Annotated in this window: 15 protein-coding genes and 1 pseudogene; 9 read left to right on the top strand and 7 right to left on the bottom strand. The window is 71.2% G+C overall.

Annotated elements, in window-relative coordinates; genetic code table 11:
- Positions 1 to 3: 3 nt before the first annotated feature.
- From ACGFQ9_RS33345 to ACGFQ9_RS33360, 4 genes are read right to left on the bottom strand one after another with little or no spacing between them, the layout of a single operon-like run.
- Positions 4 to 321: a non-heme iron oxygenase ferredoxin subunit gene (locus ACGFQ9_RS33345; protein WP_393579114.1), complete on the bottom strand. Its 318-nt coding sequence runs from the start codon at positions 319 to 321 to the stop codon at positions 4 to 6.
- The gene (gene sufD, locus ACGFQ9_RS33350; protein WP_393579115.1) at positions 321 to 1,499 is read right to left on the bottom strand and encodes a Fe-S cluster assembly protein SufD; all 1,179 of its coding nucleotides are present in this window, start codon (positions 1,497 to 1,499) and stop codon (positions 321 to 323) included. Before sufD ends, ACGFQ9_RS33345 begins: the two co-directional genes overlap by 1 nt.
- A 59-nt stretch (positions 1,500 to 1,558) precedes the next feature.
- Positions 1,559 to 2,974, bottom strand: coding sequence for a Fe-S cluster assembly protein SufB (gene sufB / locus ACGFQ9_RS33355; protein WP_393579117.1), 1,416 nt, complete (start codon positions 2,972 to 2,974; stop codon positions 1,559 to 1,561).
- Positions 2,971 to 3,726: a helix-turn-helix transcriptional regulator gene (locus tag ACGFQ9_RS33360; RefSeq protein ID WP_393579119.1), complete on the bottom strand. Its 756-nt coding sequence runs from the start codon at positions 3,724 to 3,726 to the stop codon at positions 2,971 to 2,973. The genes sufB and ACGFQ9_RS33360 overlap by 4 nt, the downstream gene beginning before the upstream one ends.
- A gap of 263 nt (positions 3,727 to 3,989) precedes the next feature.
- Here ACGFQ9_RS33360 and ACGFQ9_RS33365 point away from each other — a divergent pair, with 263 nt between their 5' ends.
- The 4 genes from ACGFQ9_RS33365 to ACGFQ9_RS33380 all read left to right on the top strand — a co-directional run bounded on the left by ACGFQ9_RS33365 (position 3,990) and on the right by ACGFQ9_RS33380 (position 8,019).
- Positions 3,990 to 4,916 (top strand): ABC transporter ATP-binding protein, encoded by a 927-nt coding sequence (locus ACGFQ9_RS33365; RefSeq protein WP_393579120.1) that lies wholly within the window; start codon positions 3,990 to 3,992, stop codon positions 4,914 to 4,916.
- Between the two features lie 88 nt (positions 4,917 to 5,004).
- Positions 5,005 to 5,772 carry an ABC transporter permease gene (locus tag ACGFQ9_RS33370; RefSeq protein ID WP_393579122.1) on the top strand — a complete coding sequence of 256 codons (768 nt, stop codon included), beginning with the start codon at positions 5,005 to 5,007 and terminating at the stop codon, positions 5,770 to 5,772.
- A 69-nt stretch (positions 5,773 to 5,841) separates the two neighbouring features.
- Positions 5,842 to 6,975 (top strand): hypothetical protein, encoded by a 1,134-nt coding sequence (locus tag ACGFQ9_RS33375; protein WP_393579124.1) that lies wholly within the window; start codon positions 5,842 to 5,844, stop codon positions 6,973 to 6,975.
- 78 nt (positions 6,976 to 7,053) lie between these two features.
- Entirely contained in the window at positions 7,054 to 8,019 is a 966-nt protein-coding gene (locus tag ACGFQ9_RS33380; RefSeq protein WP_393579126.1) for a heme A synthase, read from the top strand.
- A 29-nt stretch (positions 8,020 to 8,048) separates the two neighbouring features.
- On the opposite strand, the gene ACGFQ9_RS33385 is transcribed toward ACGFQ9_RS33380, so the two are convergent.
- From ACGFQ9_RS33385 to ACGFQ9_RS33395, 3 genes and pseudogenes are all read right to left on the bottom strand, one after another.
- On the bottom strand, positions 8,049 to 9,155 hold the full coding sequence (locus ACGFQ9_RS33385) for an amidohydrolase family protein (RefSeq protein WP_393579128.1): 1,107 nt from the start codon (positions 9,153 to 9,155) through the stop codon (positions 8,049 to 8,051).
- A 458-nt stretch (positions 9,156 to 9,613) separates the two neighbouring features.
- A pseudogene (locus tag ACGFQ9_RS33390) lies at positions 9,614 to 9,937 on the bottom strand (hypothetical protein); the annotation flags it as partial.
- A gap of 15 nt (positions 9,938 to 9,952) precedes the next feature.
- Positions 9,953 to 10,894: a heme o synthase gene (locus ACGFQ9_RS33395; protein ID WP_393579129.1), complete on the bottom strand. Its 942-nt coding sequence runs from the start codon at positions 10,892 to 10,894 to the stop codon at positions 9,953 to 9,955.
- Between the two features lie 322 nt (positions 10,895 to 11,216).
- Here ACGFQ9_RS33395 and tkt point away from each other — a divergent pair, with 322 nt between their 5' ends.
- The 5 genes from tkt to pgl all read left to right on the top strand — a co-directional run bounded on the left by tkt (position 11,217) and on the right by pgl (position 18,185).
- Complete coding sequence (gene tkt / locus ACGFQ9_RS33400) at positions 11,217 to 13,304, top strand: transketolase (protein WP_393579131.1); 2,088 nt, start codon at positions 11,217 to 11,219, stop codon at positions 13,302 to 13,304.
- Positions 13,305 to 13,339: 35 nt separating this feature from the next.
- The gene (gene tal / locus ACGFQ9_RS33405) at positions 13,340 to 14,458 is read left to right on the top strand and encodes a transaldolase (protein ID WP_393579132.1); all 1,119 of its coding nucleotides are present in this window, start codon (positions 13,340 to 13,342) and stop codon (positions 14,456 to 14,458) included.
- Between the two features lie 5 nt (positions 14,459 to 14,463).
- Complete coding sequence (gene zwf, locus ACGFQ9_RS33410; protein ID WP_393579133.1) at positions 14,464 to 15,993, top strand: glucose-6-phosphate dehydrogenase; 1,530 nt, start codon at positions 14,464 to 14,466, stop codon at positions 15,991 to 15,993.
- Positions 15,990 to 17,042, top strand: a complete 1,053-nt coding sequence (gene opcA / locus ACGFQ9_RS33415; RefSeq protein ID WP_393579135.1) for a glucose-6-phosphate dehydrogenase assembly protein OpcA — start codon at positions 15,990 to 15,992, stop codon at positions 17,040 to 17,042. Before zwf ends, opcA begins: the two co-directional genes overlap by 4 nt.
- Before the next feature lie 360 nt (positions 17,043 to 17,402).
- Entirely contained in the window at positions 17,403 to 18,185 is a 783-nt protein-coding gene (pgl, locus tag ACGFQ9_RS33420; RefSeq protein ID WP_393579137.1) for a 6-phosphogluconolactonase, read from the top strand.
- Positions 18,186 to 18,252 lie beyond the last annotated feature (67 nt).

Here is an 18,252-nt window from a genome sequence, read left to right on the forward strand (position 1 = left end):
GCCTCAGGACTCCTGGGTGAGGGAGACGAGCACGTCGTCCCCTTCGATCTTTACGGGGTATACGGGGACGGGGCGCGTCGCGGGGAGCCCGGACGGCTTGCCGGTGCGGAGATCGAACGCAGATCCGTGCAGCCAGCACTCGATCTGGCAGTCCTCCACCTCGCCCTCCGACAGGGAGACGTTCGCGTGCGAGCAGATGTCGTGGATCGCGAACACCTCCCCCTCGGTGGAGACGATGGACACCGGCGTGCCGTCGAGTTCCACCCGCTTGGGGGTGTTCTCCTCGAGCTCGCTCAGCGCGCAGGCCTTGACGTAGGTCATCAGACGGACGCCTCGAGTTCCGCCTCGATCTTGGCGATCAGGCGCTCCTCGACGTCCGGAACGCCGATCTGCTGGACGAGCTCGGCGAAGAAGCCGCGGACCACCAGGCGGCGGGCCTCGTCGGCCGGGATACCGCGGGACCGGAGGTAGAACAGCTGCTCGTCGTCGAAGCGGCCGGTCGCGGAGGCGTGGCCGGCGCCGACGATCTCGCCGGTCTCGATCTCCAGGTTCGGCACGGAGTCGACCCGCGCGCCGTCCGTGAGGACGAGGTTGCGGTTGAGCTCGTAGGTGTCGGTGCCCTCGGCGGTCTTCTCGATGAGGACGTCGCCGATCCAGACAGCGTGCGCGCCCTCGCCCTGCAGCGCGCCCTTGTAGGTCACGTTGGACTTGCAGTGCGGCACGTCGTGGTCGACCAGGAGGCGGTGCTCCTGGTGCTGGCCGGCGTCGGTGAAGTACAGGCCGAGCAGCTCGGCCTCGCCGCCGGTGCCCGCGTAGTTCACGCGCGGGTGGATGCGGACCAGGTCGCCGCCGAAGGTCACGACCACGGACTTGAAGGAGGCGTCGCGGCCGACCAGCGCGTTGTGCTGGGACGTGTGGACGGCGGTGTCGTCCCAGTCCTGCACCGACACGAAGGTGACCTTGGCGCCGTCGCCGACGAGGATGTCGACGTTGGCCGCGCGCACGCCGTCACCGGTGTGGTCGATGACGATGACCGCCTCGGCGAACGGCTTGATGTCGAAGACCGTGTGGCCGAAGGTCGTGCCGCCCTCACCGTGCAGGGCGACGCGGATCGGGTCGGCGAGGACGGTCTCCTTGGGCACGGTCACGACCGTGGCCTTGGCGAACGCGGAGAAGGCCTGGGCGGACACCCGGTCCACCGGGGTTCCGGCCTTGCCGACGCGCTCGTCGTCGCGGTCGACGGCCTCGACGGTGACTCCCTCGGGCGCGTCGATCTGGGCCTTCATCGTGCCGTTCGCGATCGCGGAGCCGTCGTGGAGGCCGCGCAGGCGCTCCAGCGGCGTGAACCGCCACTCCTCCTCGCGGCCGTGCGGCACGGGGAAGTCGGCCACGTCGAAGGACGGGGGCGCACTCATCCGGGTGGCGACGGTGGACTCTGCGGCCACCGCGATCGCGCCGGCGGTGGTGGAACCCGCCGGAATGTTCTGAGCCTCAGCCATGGCTGTCGTCTTGCTCTCTTCCTACGTCAACGAATGTGCTGCGAGTGGGGACCGTGGCGTCAGCCGACGGCGCCTTCCATCTGCAGCTCGATCAGCCGGTTCAGCTCCAGCGCGTACTCCATCGGCAGCTCCTTGGCGATCGGCTCGACGAAGCCGCGCACGATCATCGCCATGGCCTCGAACTCGGTCATGCCGCGCTGCATCAGGTAGAAGAGCTGGTCGTCGGAGACCTTGGAGACGGTCGCCTCGTGGCCCATGGTCACGTCGTCCTCGCGGACGTCGACGTACGGGTACGTGTCCGAGCGGGAGATCTGGTCGACCAGCAGCGCGTCGCAGAGCACGTTGGACTTGGAGCCCGGGGCGCCCTCGCCGATCTCGACCAGACCGCGGTAGGAGGTGCGGCCGCCGCCCCGCGCCACCGACTTGGAGACGATGTTCGAGGAGGTGTTCGGCGCCATGTGGACCATCTTGGAGCCGGCGTCCTGGTGCTGGCCCTCGCCCGCGAAGGCGATGGAGAGGGTCTCACCCTTGGCGTGCTCGCCCATCAGGTAGACAGCCGGGTACTTCATGGTGACCTTGGAACCGATGTTGCCGTCGATCCACTCCATGGTCGCGCCCTCGTACGCCACGGCGCGCTTGGTGACCAGGTTGTAGACGTTGTTCGACCAGTTCTGGATGGTCGTGTAGCGGCAGCGGCCGCCCTTCTTCACGATGATCTCGACCACGGCGCTGTGCAGCGAGTCCGAGGAGTAGATCGGGGCGGTGCAGCCCTCGACGTAGTGGACGTAGGCGTCCTCGTCGACGATGATCAGCGTCCGCTCGAACTGGCCCATGTTCTCGGTGTTGATCCGGAAGTAGGCCTGGAGCGGGATCTCCACCTGCACGCCCTTGGGCACGTAGATGAACGAGCCACCCGACCACACGGCGGTGTTCAGGGAGGCGAACTTGTTGTCACCGACCGGGATGACGGTGCCGAAGTACTCCTTGAAGAGTTCCTCGTGCTCCTTCAGCGCGGTGTCGGTGTCGACGAAGATGACGCCCTGCTCCTCCAGGTCCTCGCGGATCTGGTGGTAGACGACCTCGGACTCGTACTGGGCCGCGACACCGGCGACGAGGCGCTGCTTCTCCGCCTCCGGGATGCCGAGCTTGTCGTACGTGTTCTTGATGTCCTCGGGCAGTTCCTCCCAGGAAGCGGCCTGCTTCTCGGTGGAACGCACGAAGTACTTGATGTTGTCGAAGTCGATGCCGGACAGGTCGGAACCCCAGGTCGGCATGGGCTTCTTGTCGAAGAGCTTGAGGCCCTTGAGGCGGAGCTTCAGCATCCACTCGGGCTCGTTCTTCTTCGCCGAGATGTCCCGGACGACGTCCTCGTTGAGACCGCGCTTGGCAGCGGCACCGGCCGCGTCGGAGTCGGCCCAGCCGTACTCGTACTTGCCCAGGCCCTCGAGTTCAGGGTGAGCAATCTCCGTGGTCATGCGGGGTTCCTCCCGGCCGTGCTTGCAGATGCTGATGTGGTTGCCTGTGCGGCGCTTCGCGGAATGAAGGTCGTACACACCCCGTCGCCGTGGGCGATCGTGGCGAGACGCTGCACATGCGTCCCGAGCAGGCGCGAGAAGACCTCGGTCTCCGCCTCGCACAGCTGCGGGAACTGCTCGGCGACGTGCGCGACCGGGCAGTGGTGCTGACAGAGCTGTTCTCCGCTGTGCGGACCGGGAGCGCTCTTCGCCGTAGCAGCGTACCCGTCCACGGTCAACGCCTTGGCAAGTGCCCCGGTGCGCTCCGCGGGGTCCGCCGCCTCGACGGCCTCCCGGTACGCCTCCGCCTGTGCGTCCAGTCGCGCCTTGGCGAACGCGGCCACGGCCGCCTCGCCCTTCTCGCCGCCGCCGGCGGCCTGCGCGATCCAGCGCAGTGCGTCCGCGGCGAGCTTGTCGTACGACTGGTCGAAGGCGTCGCGTCCGCAGTCGGTCAGCGCGAACACCTTGGCGGGTCGCCCACGGGTGCGCGTGCCGTACACGCGCTGCTCACGGGGTGCGACCACGTCGTCGGCGACGAGCGTGTCGAGATGGCGGCGGACGGCGGCCTGGGTGAGGCCGAGACGCTGGGCGAGGTCGGCGACGGTGGACGGACCGTGGTCCAGGATGGACCGCGCGACCCGGTTGCGGGTGGACCGCTCCCCGGTCGCGAGTTCCCCCTGGGGGTTCTCGGTCAGCCGTTCGCCGTTTTTCACAACGCCATTGTTGCGTAATTAGTCGAGGGGCGACAAGCCGTGACCGACGCCACTCCTGGTGTCTTCCATCACTAAGGGTTACCTAATTTATCTACAGAGAGTTAAGTGGAGGTCAACATTCCGAAGCTTCTCCAGGGGATTCCCCTCCCGGGAATTCGCGGCCGTCACAGGCAGTGGAGGAACATCGAATTCCCGCCGCAGGCCGGAAATGGCCCCCTCCCCGGCGAGAAGGCGCTCTTCCGCGGCTCCGTAGACTCACCGGCATGAGCAATGACCCCGCCGTGGAGATCCGCGGACTGGTGAAGCGGTACGGGCCCAAGACCGCAGTGGACGGCCTGGACCTCACCGTCCCGGCGTCCTCTGTCACCGCGGTCCTCGGTCCCAACGGCGCGGGCAAGACCACCACCGTGGAAACAGCGGAGGGCTACCTCCGCCCCGACTCCGGCACCGTCCGCGTCCTCGGCCTCGACCCGGTCTCCGACGCCTCCGCCCTGCGCCCCCGCACCGGCGTGATGCTCCAGTCCGGCGGGGTCTACTCCGGCGCCCGCGCCGTCGAGATGCTCCGCCACATGGCCAGGCTGTACGCCGACCCGCTCGACGTGGACACCCTGGTGGAGCGCCTCGGCCTGGGCAGCTGCGGCCGGACCCCCTACCGCCGCCTCTCCGGCGGCCAGCAGCAGCGCCTGGCGCTGGCCATGGCCGTGGTCGGCCGGCCCGAACTCGTCTTCCTCGACGAGCCCACGGCCGGCATGGACCCGCAGGCCCGCCGCGCCACCTGGGACCTGGTACGGGAACTCCGCTCCGACGGGGTCACGGTCGTCCTCACCACCCACCACATGGACGAGGCCGAGCAGCTGGCCGACGAGGTCGCGATCATCGACGCCGGCCGGGTCATCGCCCACGGCAGCCCCGAGCAGCTGTGCCGCGGCGGCGCCGAGAACACCCTGCGCTTCACCGGCCGCCCCGCGCTGGACCTGGCCTCGCTGCTCAAGGCCCTGCCGGACGGGACGCAGGCCGCCGAGCTGCTGCCCGGCGTCTACCGGATCACCGGCGACGTCGACCCGCAGATGCTGGCCACCGTCACCTCCTGGTGCGCACAGCACGGCGTGATGCCGGACAGCCTCTCCGTGGAGCGGCACACCCTGGAGGACGTCTTTCTCGAGCTGACCGGTAAGGAGCTGCGCGGATGACCCGGCACACGTCACGGCCCCGCCGGGGGTCCGGGGGTCGCCCCCCGGGAGGACACGGCCTCGAACTGACCGGCAAGGAGCTGCGCGGATGAGCGCCGGCACGTACACCCCCGCGCCGGGGGCCGCACCCGTGTCCAGGATGATCGCCGCGCAGGCGGCCCTGGAGACCCGGATGCTGCTGCGCAACGGCGAGCAGCTGCTGCTGACCGTGATCATCCCGGCGCTGCTGCTCACCTTGTTCTCGGTGGTCGACATCGTGGACACGGGCCGGGGCGAGTCCGTGGACTTCCTCGCCCCGGGCGTGCTGGCGCTCGCCGTGATGTCCACCGCCTTCACCGGGCAGGCCATCGCCACCGGCTTCGACCGCCGCTACGGGGTGCTCAAACGGCTCGGCGCCTCACCGCTGCCCCGCTGGGCGCTGATGGCGGCCAAGACGCTGTCCGTCCTGGTCACGGAGGTGCTCCAGGTCGCGCTGCTCACGGTGATGGCGCTGGCGCTGGGCTGGTCCCCGCAGGGGAACCCGCTGTCGGTGGCGCTGCTGCTCCTGCTGGGCACGGCCGCGTTCTCCGGGCTCGGCCTGCTGATGGCCGGCACGCTCAAGGCCGAGGTGACGCTGGCCGCCGCCAACCTGGTGTTCCTGCTGCTCCTGGTGGGCGGCGGGGTGATCGTGCCGCTGGAGAAGTTCCCGGACGCGGTCCAGGCGGTGCTCGGCCTGCTGCCGATCTCGGCGCTGTCGGACGGGCTGCGCGAGGTGCTGCAGCACGGATCGGCGATGCCCTGGGGCGACGCGGCGGTGCTGGCCGGATGGGCGGTGCTCGGGCTGGGCGCGGCCGCCCGCTGGTTCCGCTGGGAATGAACCACTTCCTCGCGGCCGGACCGTGCCGGAGGATGTACGCCTGACCAATGAGTGACGCCGGGGGGCGGCATGGCGCAGCGAGAGGCCGTTCTGCGGCTGGACGAACAGTGGGCCCGGATCCGTTCGGGCGAGGAACACGCGGAGCCGGCGGAGGCCGACCGGCTGCTCGCCGAGCTGATCGGCGCGCTGCGCGAGCCCGCCCGGACCGATCCCGAGTGCGCGGCCCGGCTGGGTCTGCGGCTCGGCGACCTGGCGGCCCGCCGGTTCGCTTCGGGGGACCGGCCGGGGGCGCTGTCCGCCGTCGAGGAGGCCCTGCGGTACGGGGAGCAGGCGGCGGCGCACGCCCCGGAGTACACCCGCTGGTACGCGCGCGGCCTGATCAACCAGGCGGTCTGGCTGTCCTGGCCGCTCAGCGACGGGCTGCGGTGGCCGCGCTATCCGCTGGGCCAGGCCGCCGAGGACGGGCCGAGCCCCATGGAGCGGGCGGCCGGGGAGCGGGCGCTGGACCTGACCCGGACGGCCGTGGACGTCTGGGCCGGACTGGACCAGCACGAGGTGGTCAACCGGCGGGGACTCGCGCAGGCCAAGGTGTTCCTCGGGGACCGGCTCGCCGAGCTGGGCCGGACCGGGGAAGCGGTGGCCTGGGCGGTGGACGCGGAGGGCGGCTTCCGCGCGCTGCTGCTCTCCGGCCCGGGCCCGGAGGCCGCGCAGGAGGCCGAGGAGGCGCTCGACCACATCGGGCGCCAGCTGGAACTGCGGCTGCGCTTCCTGGCCTTCGACTCGCTGGTGCAGTTGCGGTCGCAGGGCCTGCTGCCCGAGCGGCTGCTGCCGCAGGCGGCGGTGGCGGCCCGGATCCAGGGAGTGCCGGAGGACCGGATCGCCGCCGGGCTGCGGCTGGACCCGGAGCACGTGGCCACGATGCTGGAGGTCACGCCGTGGCTGGCGGTGTGGCGGTTCGAGGTGCGGGGCGCCGACGGGCTGTGGAGCGTCCAGTCACATCCCTGGCACAGCGCGGCGGAAGTGCGGAACCGGACGGCGGAGGACGTGGCGTCCGAATTGATGGAGGGCTGGCGGAATTCGCCGGATTACCCCGGCTCCTCCGGTTACTGGCGCATCCATCTCTGGTGGCAGGAGGAGGGCGACCCGGCCGGGGCGCGGTTCCGGCTGCTCGTCGGCCCCGACGCCGGCGGCGTCCCCTCCTGAGCCGCTCACGCCCTCCCGTGACCACATCACAACCCCCCTCGTGAAAGTTTGCACAAGGGTTCGCCTACGATATGGGGCGTGTTGAACCCCCTCGCATACATCGCCACCCGCTGGACCCCGTCACCCCGGACCGTCCGGCGGGCCGCGCTGGCCGCGCTCATCGCGAGCGTGGTCATCGTCGTGACCGGCGGCGCGGTCCGGCTGACCGGATCCGGTCTCGGCTGCGACACCTGGCCCAAGTGCACCGACGACAGCCTGATCACCACCCAGGAGCAGGGCTTCCACGGCGTCATCGAATTCGGCAACCGGATGCTCACCTACGTGGTGAGCGCCGCCGTCGGCTGGTTCATCCTGGCCGCGCGCTCGGCCAAGCCGTGGCGCCGTTCGCTTTCCCGGCTCGGCTGGACGCAGTTCTTCATCGTGCTGGGCAACGCGGTCCTCGGCGGCATCACCGTCAGGACGGGCCTCAACCCCTACAGCGTGGCCGGGCACTTCCTGCTCGCCACCGCGCTCATCGCGGTGACCACGGTCTCCTGGCAGCGCACCCGCGAGGGCGACGGCGACCCGCGTCCGCGGGTCCCCGGCCCGGTGCGCAAGCTGTCCTGGGCACTGACCTCCGTCACCCTGCTCTTGATCGCGGTCGGCACCGTGGTGACCGGCTCCGGGCCGCACGCCGGCGACAGCAGCAAGGTCAAGCGGATGGCGTTCGACTGGGAGACCACCGCGCACGTGCACGCGATCGCCGCGTGGGTGGTCTGCGCCCTGGCCGTGGCGATGTGGCTGGTGCTCCGCGTGGTCGACGCCCCGGACGACACCCGGGCCCGGGCCCGCGACCTGCTGATCGTGCTGCTCGCCCAGGGCGCCATCGGCTACGTCCAGTTCTTCACCCAGCTCCCCGAGGTCCTCGTGGCCGCGCACATGCTGGGCTCCTGCCTGGTGTGGATCGCCGTTCTGCGGCTGGCCCTGAGCCTGCGCGAACGCCCGGCGGACCTGCCCGAGGTCCCGGACCGGCAGGACCAGGACCAGGCCCTGGCCGCGGCCTGATCCGTAGGACACCCCCTGGCAATGCCTTCTCAGCCGGTCCGGTCCAGGCGGTAGACGCGGCGGGCGTTCCCCGCCGCCACCATCGCCGCGACCCGGTCGGCGTCGTGCCGGGACCAGGCTCCGTCGGCCACCCAGCCGCCGAGCACCCGGCCCAGCGCCTCGCGGAACGCCCGGGCGGCCACCACGTGCAGTTCGGGCAGCTGCCGCCCGGCACTGGAGAACAGCAGCTTGCCGAAGGGCGCGAGTTCGAGGAGTTCGGCGAGCACCGCCGCGGCACGGGCCCCGGTGTGCGCGAGGGCCGGCCCGATGTCGGCGTACACGTGCGGGAACACGGCGGCCAGCTGTGCCGCGTGCCGGTGGTACGGGTGGCCATGCAGCAGCACCAGGTCCGATCCGAGCCCGGCGGTGGCCCGTACGAACTCCGTCAGCAGGGCCGGATCGGTGCGGTCGAGCCGCGCTCCGAGGCCTGCGTGGAGCTGCAGCGGCAGCCCGGTCGCGACCGCGCTCCACAGCAGGTGCCGCAGGAGTACGGGGTCCCGCACCGGCCCGCCCCGGGGCCTCGCGGCCAGCCAGCGGGCGGCGGCACCGCTCACCTCGCCCGGACCGGGCGGCCCGGGCGCGAAGGCCAGGACGCTGCCGTCGGCCGCGGCAACGGCGAAGGCGACGGCGGACCCGGAGGCGGCGTGCACGGCGTCGGCCAGACCGGCGAGGAACGAGTCCGCGCTTCCGGAACGGTCCGCCACCTGCTCGGCCAGTGACTCCAGCCGGACGACCTCGTGCGCCGCGGCCCCGGCCGCGGCGGCGAGCTCGGCGGGCCGGGTCAGATCGCCCGGCACCCCGGTGTCGACCAGGTACGTCCCGATCCCCGAGCCGCGCAGCAGCCGCCGCCCCGCCTCCAGGACGCCGAGCTCCCGCCGCCTGGCGAGGTACCGCGCCGGCGGACAGTGCGCCTCCAGCCCGAGCAACGGCGGACACCACCGCCGCACGGCGAAGCCGAGCTGGCTGTCGAAGAAGGTCGTCCCGGCGGCAGGCGCACCCCCACCCCGCCCGAGCGCGGCCTCGAAGGTCCCGAGCCCGAGCTCCGTCCGCAGCACGCCGTGACAGTACTGGTCCACCAGGGGCGGCATTTCGATCATCGGGTCATCCCGTTGCGGCAGCGGACAGCACTTCCACCCCTCCTAACGGGTGACCCCACCCCAAGGTGTTGCTCCGCCGACCACCTCCGTGCGGGCGGGGGCGCCGTTCACCGGCCGTGTGGGCAGTCGTGCCGCAGGGCGATGGGGGTCCCCCCTGCTCGAGCGGAGTCGAGAGCTCGGGGGAGGGTGGGCACACGGCACACCGGCCCGCGCCGGACGCGCAGCGTGTCACCGCACCCCGCACCGCCGGGCACGTCGGCTCAGGCCGAAGCCTCGGGCTTCTTCGGCTCCGCCTCGGCAGCAGCGTCAGGCTCGGGCTTGGCCTCCGCAGCCGGAGCCTCGGGCTCGGCCTCGGCCTCGGCAGGCTCCACCACAGCCTCGGCGGCCTCGGCCACCACAGGCTCCGGCTCCGGCTCGGGCTCCGGCTCCGGCTCGGGAGCCACCGGAGCGGCGACCGGGTTGGGCCGCCCGCCCAGTTGGATGCCCGCCATCCGGGTCCATTCGTACGGCCCGGTCTTCACCTTCGCCGCCATCTCGCCGTCGAAGGCCTCCTGGAGCGTCAGCCCCGCCTTCTCCGCCGCGAGCTGCGCCACCTCGTAGGTCGGGGCCACCAGGTCGCCCCAGCCCCCGTCTTCTCCGACGAGCACGATCCGGGTGCCCGCCTGGCCGATGTGCGCGAGCTGCCCTTCGGCGCCGCCGTGCTCCTTGGAGAACGCACCGATCTGCCGGGCGAGCTTCGCCGCGGTGCGCTCCTGCTTCGTGTCTGCTGCCATAGCGGGCATGCTACCGGCGAGTAATCAACGGAGGAAGGGATCCACGGCCACCGCCACGAACAGCAGCGACACATAGGTGATCGACCAGTGGAACAGGCGCATCTCCTTGAGCTTCGCGCCGGTCACACCCGCCTTGGCCCGCGCCTGCAGCGCGTGCGCCTCCCACAGCCACCAGCCGCCCGCCAGCAGCGCCACCGAGGTGTAGAACCAGCCGGTGTAGCCCAGCGGGGTGAGCAGCAGCGAGACGGCCACCATCACCCAGCTGTAGAGGACGATCTGCCGCGCCACCACCTTGTTCCCGGCGACCACCGGCAGCATCGGCACGCCGACCCGCGCGTAGTCGTCCTTCACCTTCATGGACAGCGGCCAGTAGTGCGGCGGGGTCCAGAAGAAGATGACCAGGAAGAGGATGACGGCAGCCCAGGACATCGAGTTCGTCACCGCGGACCAGCCGATGAGCACCGGCAGGCAGCCGGCGATCCCGCCCCAGACGATGTTCTGCGTGGTGCGCCGCTTCAGCAGCATCGTGTAGACGACCACATAGAAGAGGAGCGCGCCGAGCGCGAGCGCGGCCGAGAGCCAGTTCACCAGCAGGCCGAACCACAGGGTGGACACCACCGCCAGGGTGATGCCGAAGACCATCGCCTCGCGGGGGCTGACCATGCCGGTCACCAGCGGCCGCTGCGCGGTCCGGTCCATCAGCGCATCGATGTCGCGGTCGATGTACATGTTCAGCGCATTGGCGCCGCCCGCCGACAGGTAACCGCCGATGCAGGTGGCGAGGACCAGCCAGAGCGAGGGCACGCCCTGCTCGGCGAGGAACATCACCGGCACCGTGGTGATGAGCAGAAGCTCGATGATCCGCGGCTTGGTCAATGCCACGAACGCCATGACCCGGGCCCCGAACGGCCGGTGATCGGGGCTCGTCCCGAGTACCCCCGCTGGACGGGATTCGACGGCCGTCACGCACACCCCTGACGAAAGACTCCCAGCAAGACTCCGGCCGGACTCGTAGGGGAGAGACATGACGGTCCGGTTAAGACTTGCGCGTACCACGCCACTGTAGACGCTGCCCTTGCGTCGCCCTGCGCGGGGGTCGTCCCGTGTTGGGCCGACCGCCGCAACACGAACCGAACCACCGCCTCCGGTGATCCGGAGGTGACAGGGTGGTGACGGAGCGGAGGCACTCGAATAGCTGCACGCCGCGGCGAGGGTAGGCTCGGAATCGCGCCGGTGCACCGTTCGTCACCGGGACAACCAAACATGTGGAGAGGAGCCCTGACCCACGGTGAGCACCAAGCCGACCACCACAGAGCTCGAATGGACCGAACTGGACCAGCGGGCGGTTGACACCGCCCGCATCCTGGCCGCCGACGCGGTCCAGAAGGTCGGGAACGGACACCCCGGCACGGCCATGAGCCTCGCCCCCGCCGCGTACACCCTCTTCCAGAAGGTCATGCGGCACGACCCGGCGGACCCGGAGTGGGTGGGCCGCGACCGTTTCGTACTCTCCGCGGGCCACTCGTCCCTCACCCTCTACACCCAGCTGTACCTGGGCGGTTTCGGGCTGGAGCTGGACGACCTGAAGGCGTTCCGCACCTGGGGTTCAAAGACCCCCGGCCACCCGGAGTACGGCCACACGGCCGGCGTCGAGACCACCACCGGCCCGCTCGGCCAGGGTGTCGCCAACGCCGTGGGCATGGCCATGGCCGCCCGCTACGAGCGCGGCCTGTTCGACCCGGAGGCCGCGCCGGGCACCTCCCCCTTCGACCACATGGTCTACGTGATCGCCGGTGACGGCTGCCTGCAGGAGGGCATCTCCGCCGAGGCCTCCTCCCTGGCCGGCCACCAGAAGCTGGGCAACCTGGTCCTGCTCTGGGACGACAACCACATCTCCATCGAGGGCGACACCGAGACCGCCGTCTCGGAGGACACCTGCAAGCGCTTCGAGGCGTACGGCTGGCACGTCCAGCGCGTGGCCCAGCAGCCGAACGGCGACCTGGACCCGAAGGCCCTCTACGCCGCGATCCAGGCGGCCAAGGCCGAGACCGGACGGCCGTCCTTCATCGCCGCCCGCTCGATCATCGCCTGGCCCGCCCCGCACGCCCAGGGCACCGAGGCCTCGCACGGCTCGGCGCTCGGCAACGACGAGGTGGCCGCCACCAAGCGCGTCCTCGGCTTCGACCCGGAGCAGGCCTTCGAGGTCTCCGACGAGGTCATCTCCCACACCCGCAAGGCGCTGGACCGGGGCCGCGAGGCCAAGGCCGCGTGGGAGAAGGACTTCTCCGCCTGGCGCACCGCCAACCCCGAGCGCGCCGCCGAGTTCGACCGGGTCAACGCCAACGAGCTGCCCGAGGGCTGGGAGGCCAAGCTCCCCGTCTTCGAGCCCGGCACCGGTGTCGCCACCCGTGCGGCCTCCGGCAAGGTGCTGCAGGCGCTCGGCGCGATCATCCCGGAGCTGTGGGGCGGCTCGGCCGACCTGGCCGGATCCAACAACACCACCATCGACAAGAACTCCTCGTTCCTGCCGAAGGGCAACCCGCTGCCGGAGGCCGACCCCTACGGCCGCACCATCCACTTCGGCATCCGCGAGCACGCCATGGCCGCGGCCATGAACGGCATCGCGCTGCACGGCCACACCCGCATCTACGGCGGCACCTTCCTGGTGTTCTCCGACTACATGCGCAACGCCGTCCGCCTCTCCGCGCTGATGCACCTGCCGGTGACCTACGTGTGGACGCACGACTCCATCGGCCTCGGCGAGGACGGCCCGACGCACCAGCCGGTCGAGCACCTGGCCTCGCTGCGCGCCATCCCGGGCCTGAACATCGTCCGCCCGGCCGACGCGAACGAGACCGCCCTGGCCTGGCGCGAGATCCTGCGCCGCCACACCAAGGTGTTCGGCAAGGGCGCCCCGCACGGCCTGGCACTCACCCGTCAGGGCGTGCCGACGTACGAGGCCAACGAGGACACCGCCAAGGGCGGCTACGTGCTGTTCGACGCGGAAGGCGGCGACGCCCAGGTCGTCCTCATCGGCACCGGCTCCGAGGTGCACGTGGCCGTCGAGGCCCGCGAGCAGCTACAGGCCGCGGGCATCCCGACCCGCGTGGTCTCGATGCCGTCCGTGGAGTGGTTCGAGGAGCAGGACCAGGCGTACAAGGACAGCGTGCTGCCCCCGTCCGTCAAGGCTCGAGTGGCGGTCGAGGCAGGCATCGGCCTGACCTGGCACCGTTACGTCGGGGACGCCGGCCGGATCGTCTCGCTGGAGCACTTCGGTGCCTCGGCGGACGCCAAGGTGCTGTTCCGCGAGTTCGGGTTCACCCCCGAGGCCGTTGCCGCCGCTGCCCGCGACTCGCTGGCCGCCGCCGCGCGCTGACGCCCGTACACGTACCAGTAGGAGATGGAATACCCATGGCAGACGCACTGAAGCGCCTCTCGGACGAAGGCGTGGCGATCTGGCTGGACGACCTGTCCCGCAAGCGCATCACGTCCGGCAACCTGGCCGAGCTGATCGACCAGCAGCACGTGGTGGGCGTCACCACCAACCCGGCGATCTTCCAGAAGGCGATCAGCGGCGGCGAGGGCTACGGTCCGCAGCTGGCGGACCTGGCTGCCCGCAAGGTGACGGTCGACGAGGCCATCCGCATGATCACCACGGCGGACGTGCGGGACGCGGCGGACATCCTCCGCCCGGTGTTCGACGCGACGCAGGGCCAGGACGGCCGGGTGTCGATCGAGGTCGACCCCCGTCTGGCGCACAACACCCCGGCCACCATCGCCGAGGCCAAGCAGCTGGCCTGGCTGGTGGACCGCCCGAACACGCTGATCAAGATCCCGGCGACCAAGGCCGGCCTGCCGGCCATCACCGAGGTCATCGGCAAGGGCATCAGCGTCAACGTCACGCTGATCTTCTCGCTGGAGCGGTACCGCGAGGTCATGGACGCGTACCTGGCGGGTCTGGAGAAGGCCAAGGCCGCCGGCCTGGACCTGTCCAAGATCCACTCGGTCGCCTCCTTCTTCGTGTCCCGCGTGGACAGCGAGATCGACAAGCGCCTGGACGCCCTCGGCACCCCCGAGGCGAAGGAGCTCAAGGGCAAGGCGGCCCTCGCCAACGCCCGCCTGGCCTACGAGGCGTACGAGGAGGTCTTCTCCTCCGAGCGCTGGGCCGCGCTGGACAAGGCGCAGGCCAACCCGCAGCGCCCGCTGTGGGCCTCCACCGGCGTCAAGGACCCGGCGTACAAGGACACCCTGTACGTCGTGGACCTGGTCGCCCCGGGCACCGTGAACACCATGCCGGAGGCCACCCTCGAGGCCACCGCCGACCACGGCGAGGTCGCCGGCGACACCGTGCGTGGTACGTACGACCAGTCCCGCGCCGAGCTCGAAGCGGTCGCACAGCTGGGCATCTCGTACGACGATGTGGTCCAGCTGCTCGAGGACGAGGGCGTCGAGAAGTTCGAGGCGTCCTGGAACGACCTGCTGAAGTCGACCGAGGCGGAGCTGGCGCGCCTCGCCCCCGCGGAGGACTGAGTATTTTGTCAGTGAACGGAGCGAGCAACCCGCTTCGTGACGCACAGGACCGGCGGCTCCCGCGTATCGCGGGGCCGTCCGGCCTGGTCATTTTCGGCGTTACGGGTGACCTGTCGCGCAAGAAGCTGATGCCCGCCGTCTACGACCTGGCGAACCGGGGGCTGCTGCCGCCGGGCTTCTCGCTGATCGGCTTCGCCCGCCGTGAATGGGAGCACGAGGACTTCGCCCACGAGGTGTACGAGGCCGTCAAGGAGCACTCGCGCACCCCGTTCCGGGAGGAGGTCTGGCAGCAGCTGGTGCAGGGCTGCCGGTTCGTGCAGGGCGACTTCGACGACGACGCGGCGTTCGAGACGCTGAAGGCGACGATCGAGGAGCTCGACAAGCAGCAGGGCACGGGCGGCAACTTCGCCTTCTACCTCTCGGTGCCGCCGAAGTTCTTCCCCCAGGTGGTCCAGCAGCTCAAGAACCACGGGCTGGCTCAGCAGGAGGGCTCGTGGCGGCGTGCCGTCATCGAGAAGCCCTTCGGCCACGACCTGAAGAGCGCCGAGGAGCTCAACAAGGTCGTACACGAGGTCTTCCCGCGGGACGAGGTCTTCCGGATCGACCACTACCTCGGCAAGGAGACCGTCCAGAACATCCTGGCGCTCCGCTTCGCCAACACCATGTTCGAGCCGATCTGGAACCGGTCGTACGTCGACCACGTGCAGATCACCATGGCGGAGGACATCGGCATCGGCGGCCGGGCCGGCTACTACGACGGCATCGGCGCCGCCCGTGACGTCATCCAGAACCACCTGCTCCAGCTGCTCGCGCTGACCGCGATGGAGGAGCCCGGCTCCTTCCACCCCAAGGCGCTGGTGGCGGAGAAGCTCAAGGTGCTCAGCGCCGTGCAGATCCCGGAGGACCTGGGCAAGCACACGGTGCGCGGCCAGTACACCTCCGCCTGGCAGGGCGGCGAGAAGGTCGTCGGGTACCTCGAGGAAGACGGCATCGACCCGAGCTCCAAGACCGACACCTACGCGGCCATCAAGCTGGAGATCAACAACCGCCGCTGGGCGGGCGTCCCCTTCTACCTGCGGACCGGCAAGCGCCTGGGCCGCCGGGTGACGGAGATCGCGGTGGTCTTCAAGCGGGCGCCGTACCTGCCGTTCGAGTCGGGTGCCACCGAGGAGCTGGGGCAGAACGCCCTGGTCATCCGGGTGCAGCCGGACGAGGGCATCACGGTGCGGTTCGGCTCCAAGGTGCCGGGCACCTCGATGGAGGTCCGGGACGTGACCATGGACTTCGCGTACGGCGAGTCCTTCACGGAGTCCAGCCCCGAGGCGTACGAGCGCCTCATCCTCGATGTGCTCCTGGGTGACGCGAACCTCTTCCCGCGCCACCAGGAGGTCGAACTGTCCTGGAACATCCTCGACCCCATCGAGGAGTACTGGGACAAGCACGGCAAGCCCGCACAGTACCCGGCGGGTACCTGGGGGCCGGTCGAGGCGGACGAGATGCTCGCACGAGACGGACGGAGCTGGCGCCGGCCATGAAGATCGATCTCACGGAGACCACCTCCAGCAAGATCAACGCCGCGCTGGTGCAGGCGCGCCGTGCCATCGGCACGCCTGCCATCGGCATGGTCCTCACCCTGGTCATCGTCACCGACGAGGAGAACGCGTACGACGCGCTCAAGTCGGCGAACGACGCCTCGCACGAGCACCCGTCGCGGATCATCGTGGTGATCCGGCGGGTCAGCCGGTCGCCGCGGTCGCGGCGGGACGCGCGGCTGGACGCGGAGGTCCGGGTCGGTACGGACTCGGGGACCGGAGAAACGGTTGTCCTGCGTCTGTACGGCGATCTGGTCAACCACGCCCAGTCGGCGGTGCTCCCGCTGCTGCTGCCGGACGCGCCGGTCGTCGTGTGGTGGCCGGAGGAGGCGCCCTCGGACGTGGCGGGCGACCCGCTGGGCTCGCTGGGCCAGCGCCGGATCACCGACACCTACGCGTGCGAGGACCCGGCCGCGCACCTGGGGGCCCGGGCCGCGGCGTACGCGCCGGGCGACACGGACCTGTCCTGGACGCGGATCACGCCGTGGCGCTCGATGCTGGCCGCCGCGCTGGACCAGCGGCCCCTGAAGGTGCTCTCGGCCACGGTCGAGGGCGAGGGCGAGAACCCCAGCTGCGAACTGCTCGCCATGTGGCTGGCGGACCGCCTGCAGGTGCCCGTCCGGCGGACCGTCTCCGAGGGCCCCGGCCTGACCGCGGTCCGGCTGGAGACCAAGGAGGGCGACATCGTCCTGGACCGGGCGGACGGCTCGCTGGCGACGCTGTGCATGCCGGGGCAGCCGGACCGCTCGGTGGCGCTGAAGCGGCGGGACACGGCCGAGCTCCTGGCGGAGGAACTCCGCCGGCTCGACCCGGACAACACGTACGCCGCTTCGCTGAAGTTCGGCGTGGCCAAGCTGAACACGGCGGCCGCCGCGAAGCCGGCCGCCACCGCCAAGGCTGCGCCCGAGCCCGAAGCCGAGGCCTCCGCCCCGGACTCCGGCTCCACGAAGCCGGCCCCGGCCAAGCCGGCGAAGAAGCCGGCCGCGAAGTAGCTCCGCTGGGGCCCGCCGCCCAGCGGCGGGCCCTGCGGGACCTTCTTTCTCCCCTCCCCGCCCTCCCCCACACTTCGTGCGGGGGGACCCCCATCCCGAAAACCGGGGCCTGCGGCCCCGGACCCCGCTCCGCAAACGGGCGGGGCTGCGAAAGCGCCCCGTCAGGGGCGCGGGGAACTGCGCGATCAGCCACGACGGCGCCGCAGGCCGTCACGACCCCGGGCCGCCCCGCATCAGGGACGGGGTCCGGGGCGAAGCCCCGGTTTCGGGAAAGGGCGGGGAGGGGAAAGGCTCCGCGCAGCGGCACCGCACCCGCACCACCCGCACCCGCACAACCGACAAGGCGGCAGCAACATGGGCATGACGACACCCCAGGTCGTCGTCCACCGGGACAAGGAACTGATGGCACAGGCCGCCGCGGCCCGCCTCATCACCAGGATCGTGGACGCGCAAGCGGCCCGCGGCTCGGCCTCCGTCGTACTGACCGGCGGCCGCAACGGCAACGGCCTGCTCGCGGCACTCGCCGCCGCGCCGGCCCGCGATGCCGTCGACTGGACACGGCTGGACCTCTGGTGGGGCGACGAGCGCTACGTCCCGGCCGACGACCCCGAGCGCAACCACACCCAGGCCCGCGAGGCCCTGCTGGACTCCGTCCCGCTGGACCCGGCCCGCGTGCACGTGATGCCCGCTTCCGACGGCCCCTACGGCCCGGACGTGGACGCGGCCGCCGCCTCCTACGCGGAGGAGCTCCGCCGGGCGGCCACCCCCGAGGACCACGGGCCGGTCCCCCGCTTCGACGTGCTGATGCTCGGCGTCGGCCCCGACACCCATGTCGCGAGCCTCTTCCCCGAGCACCCCGCCACGCGGGAGACCGCGCGCACCGTGGTCGGCGTACACGGATCGCCCAAGCCTCCGCCCACCCGGATCTCGCTCACCCTGCCCGCCATCCGCGCGGCCCGCGAGGTCTGGCTGCTGGCGGCCGGCGAGGACAAGGCCGGGGCGGTGGCCATCGCGCTCGGCGGGGCCGGCGAGGTCCAGGCCCCGGCGGCCGCAGCGTACGGCCGGAGCCGCACGCTCTGGCTGCTGGACCGGGCGGCCGCCGCGAAGCTGCCCGCGGGCATGTACCCGCCCGCGCTCTCCTGACCCGTACCCTCCCGTACGCACGAGGTGCCCTGTCCCGCGGTCCGCGGGGCAGGGCACTTCTGTCTGT

Source organism: Streptomyces sp. NPDC048603 (genome assembly GCF_043199475.1).
Classification (GTDB): Bacteria; Actinomycetota; Actinomycetes; order Streptomycetales; family Streptomycetaceae; genus Streptomyces.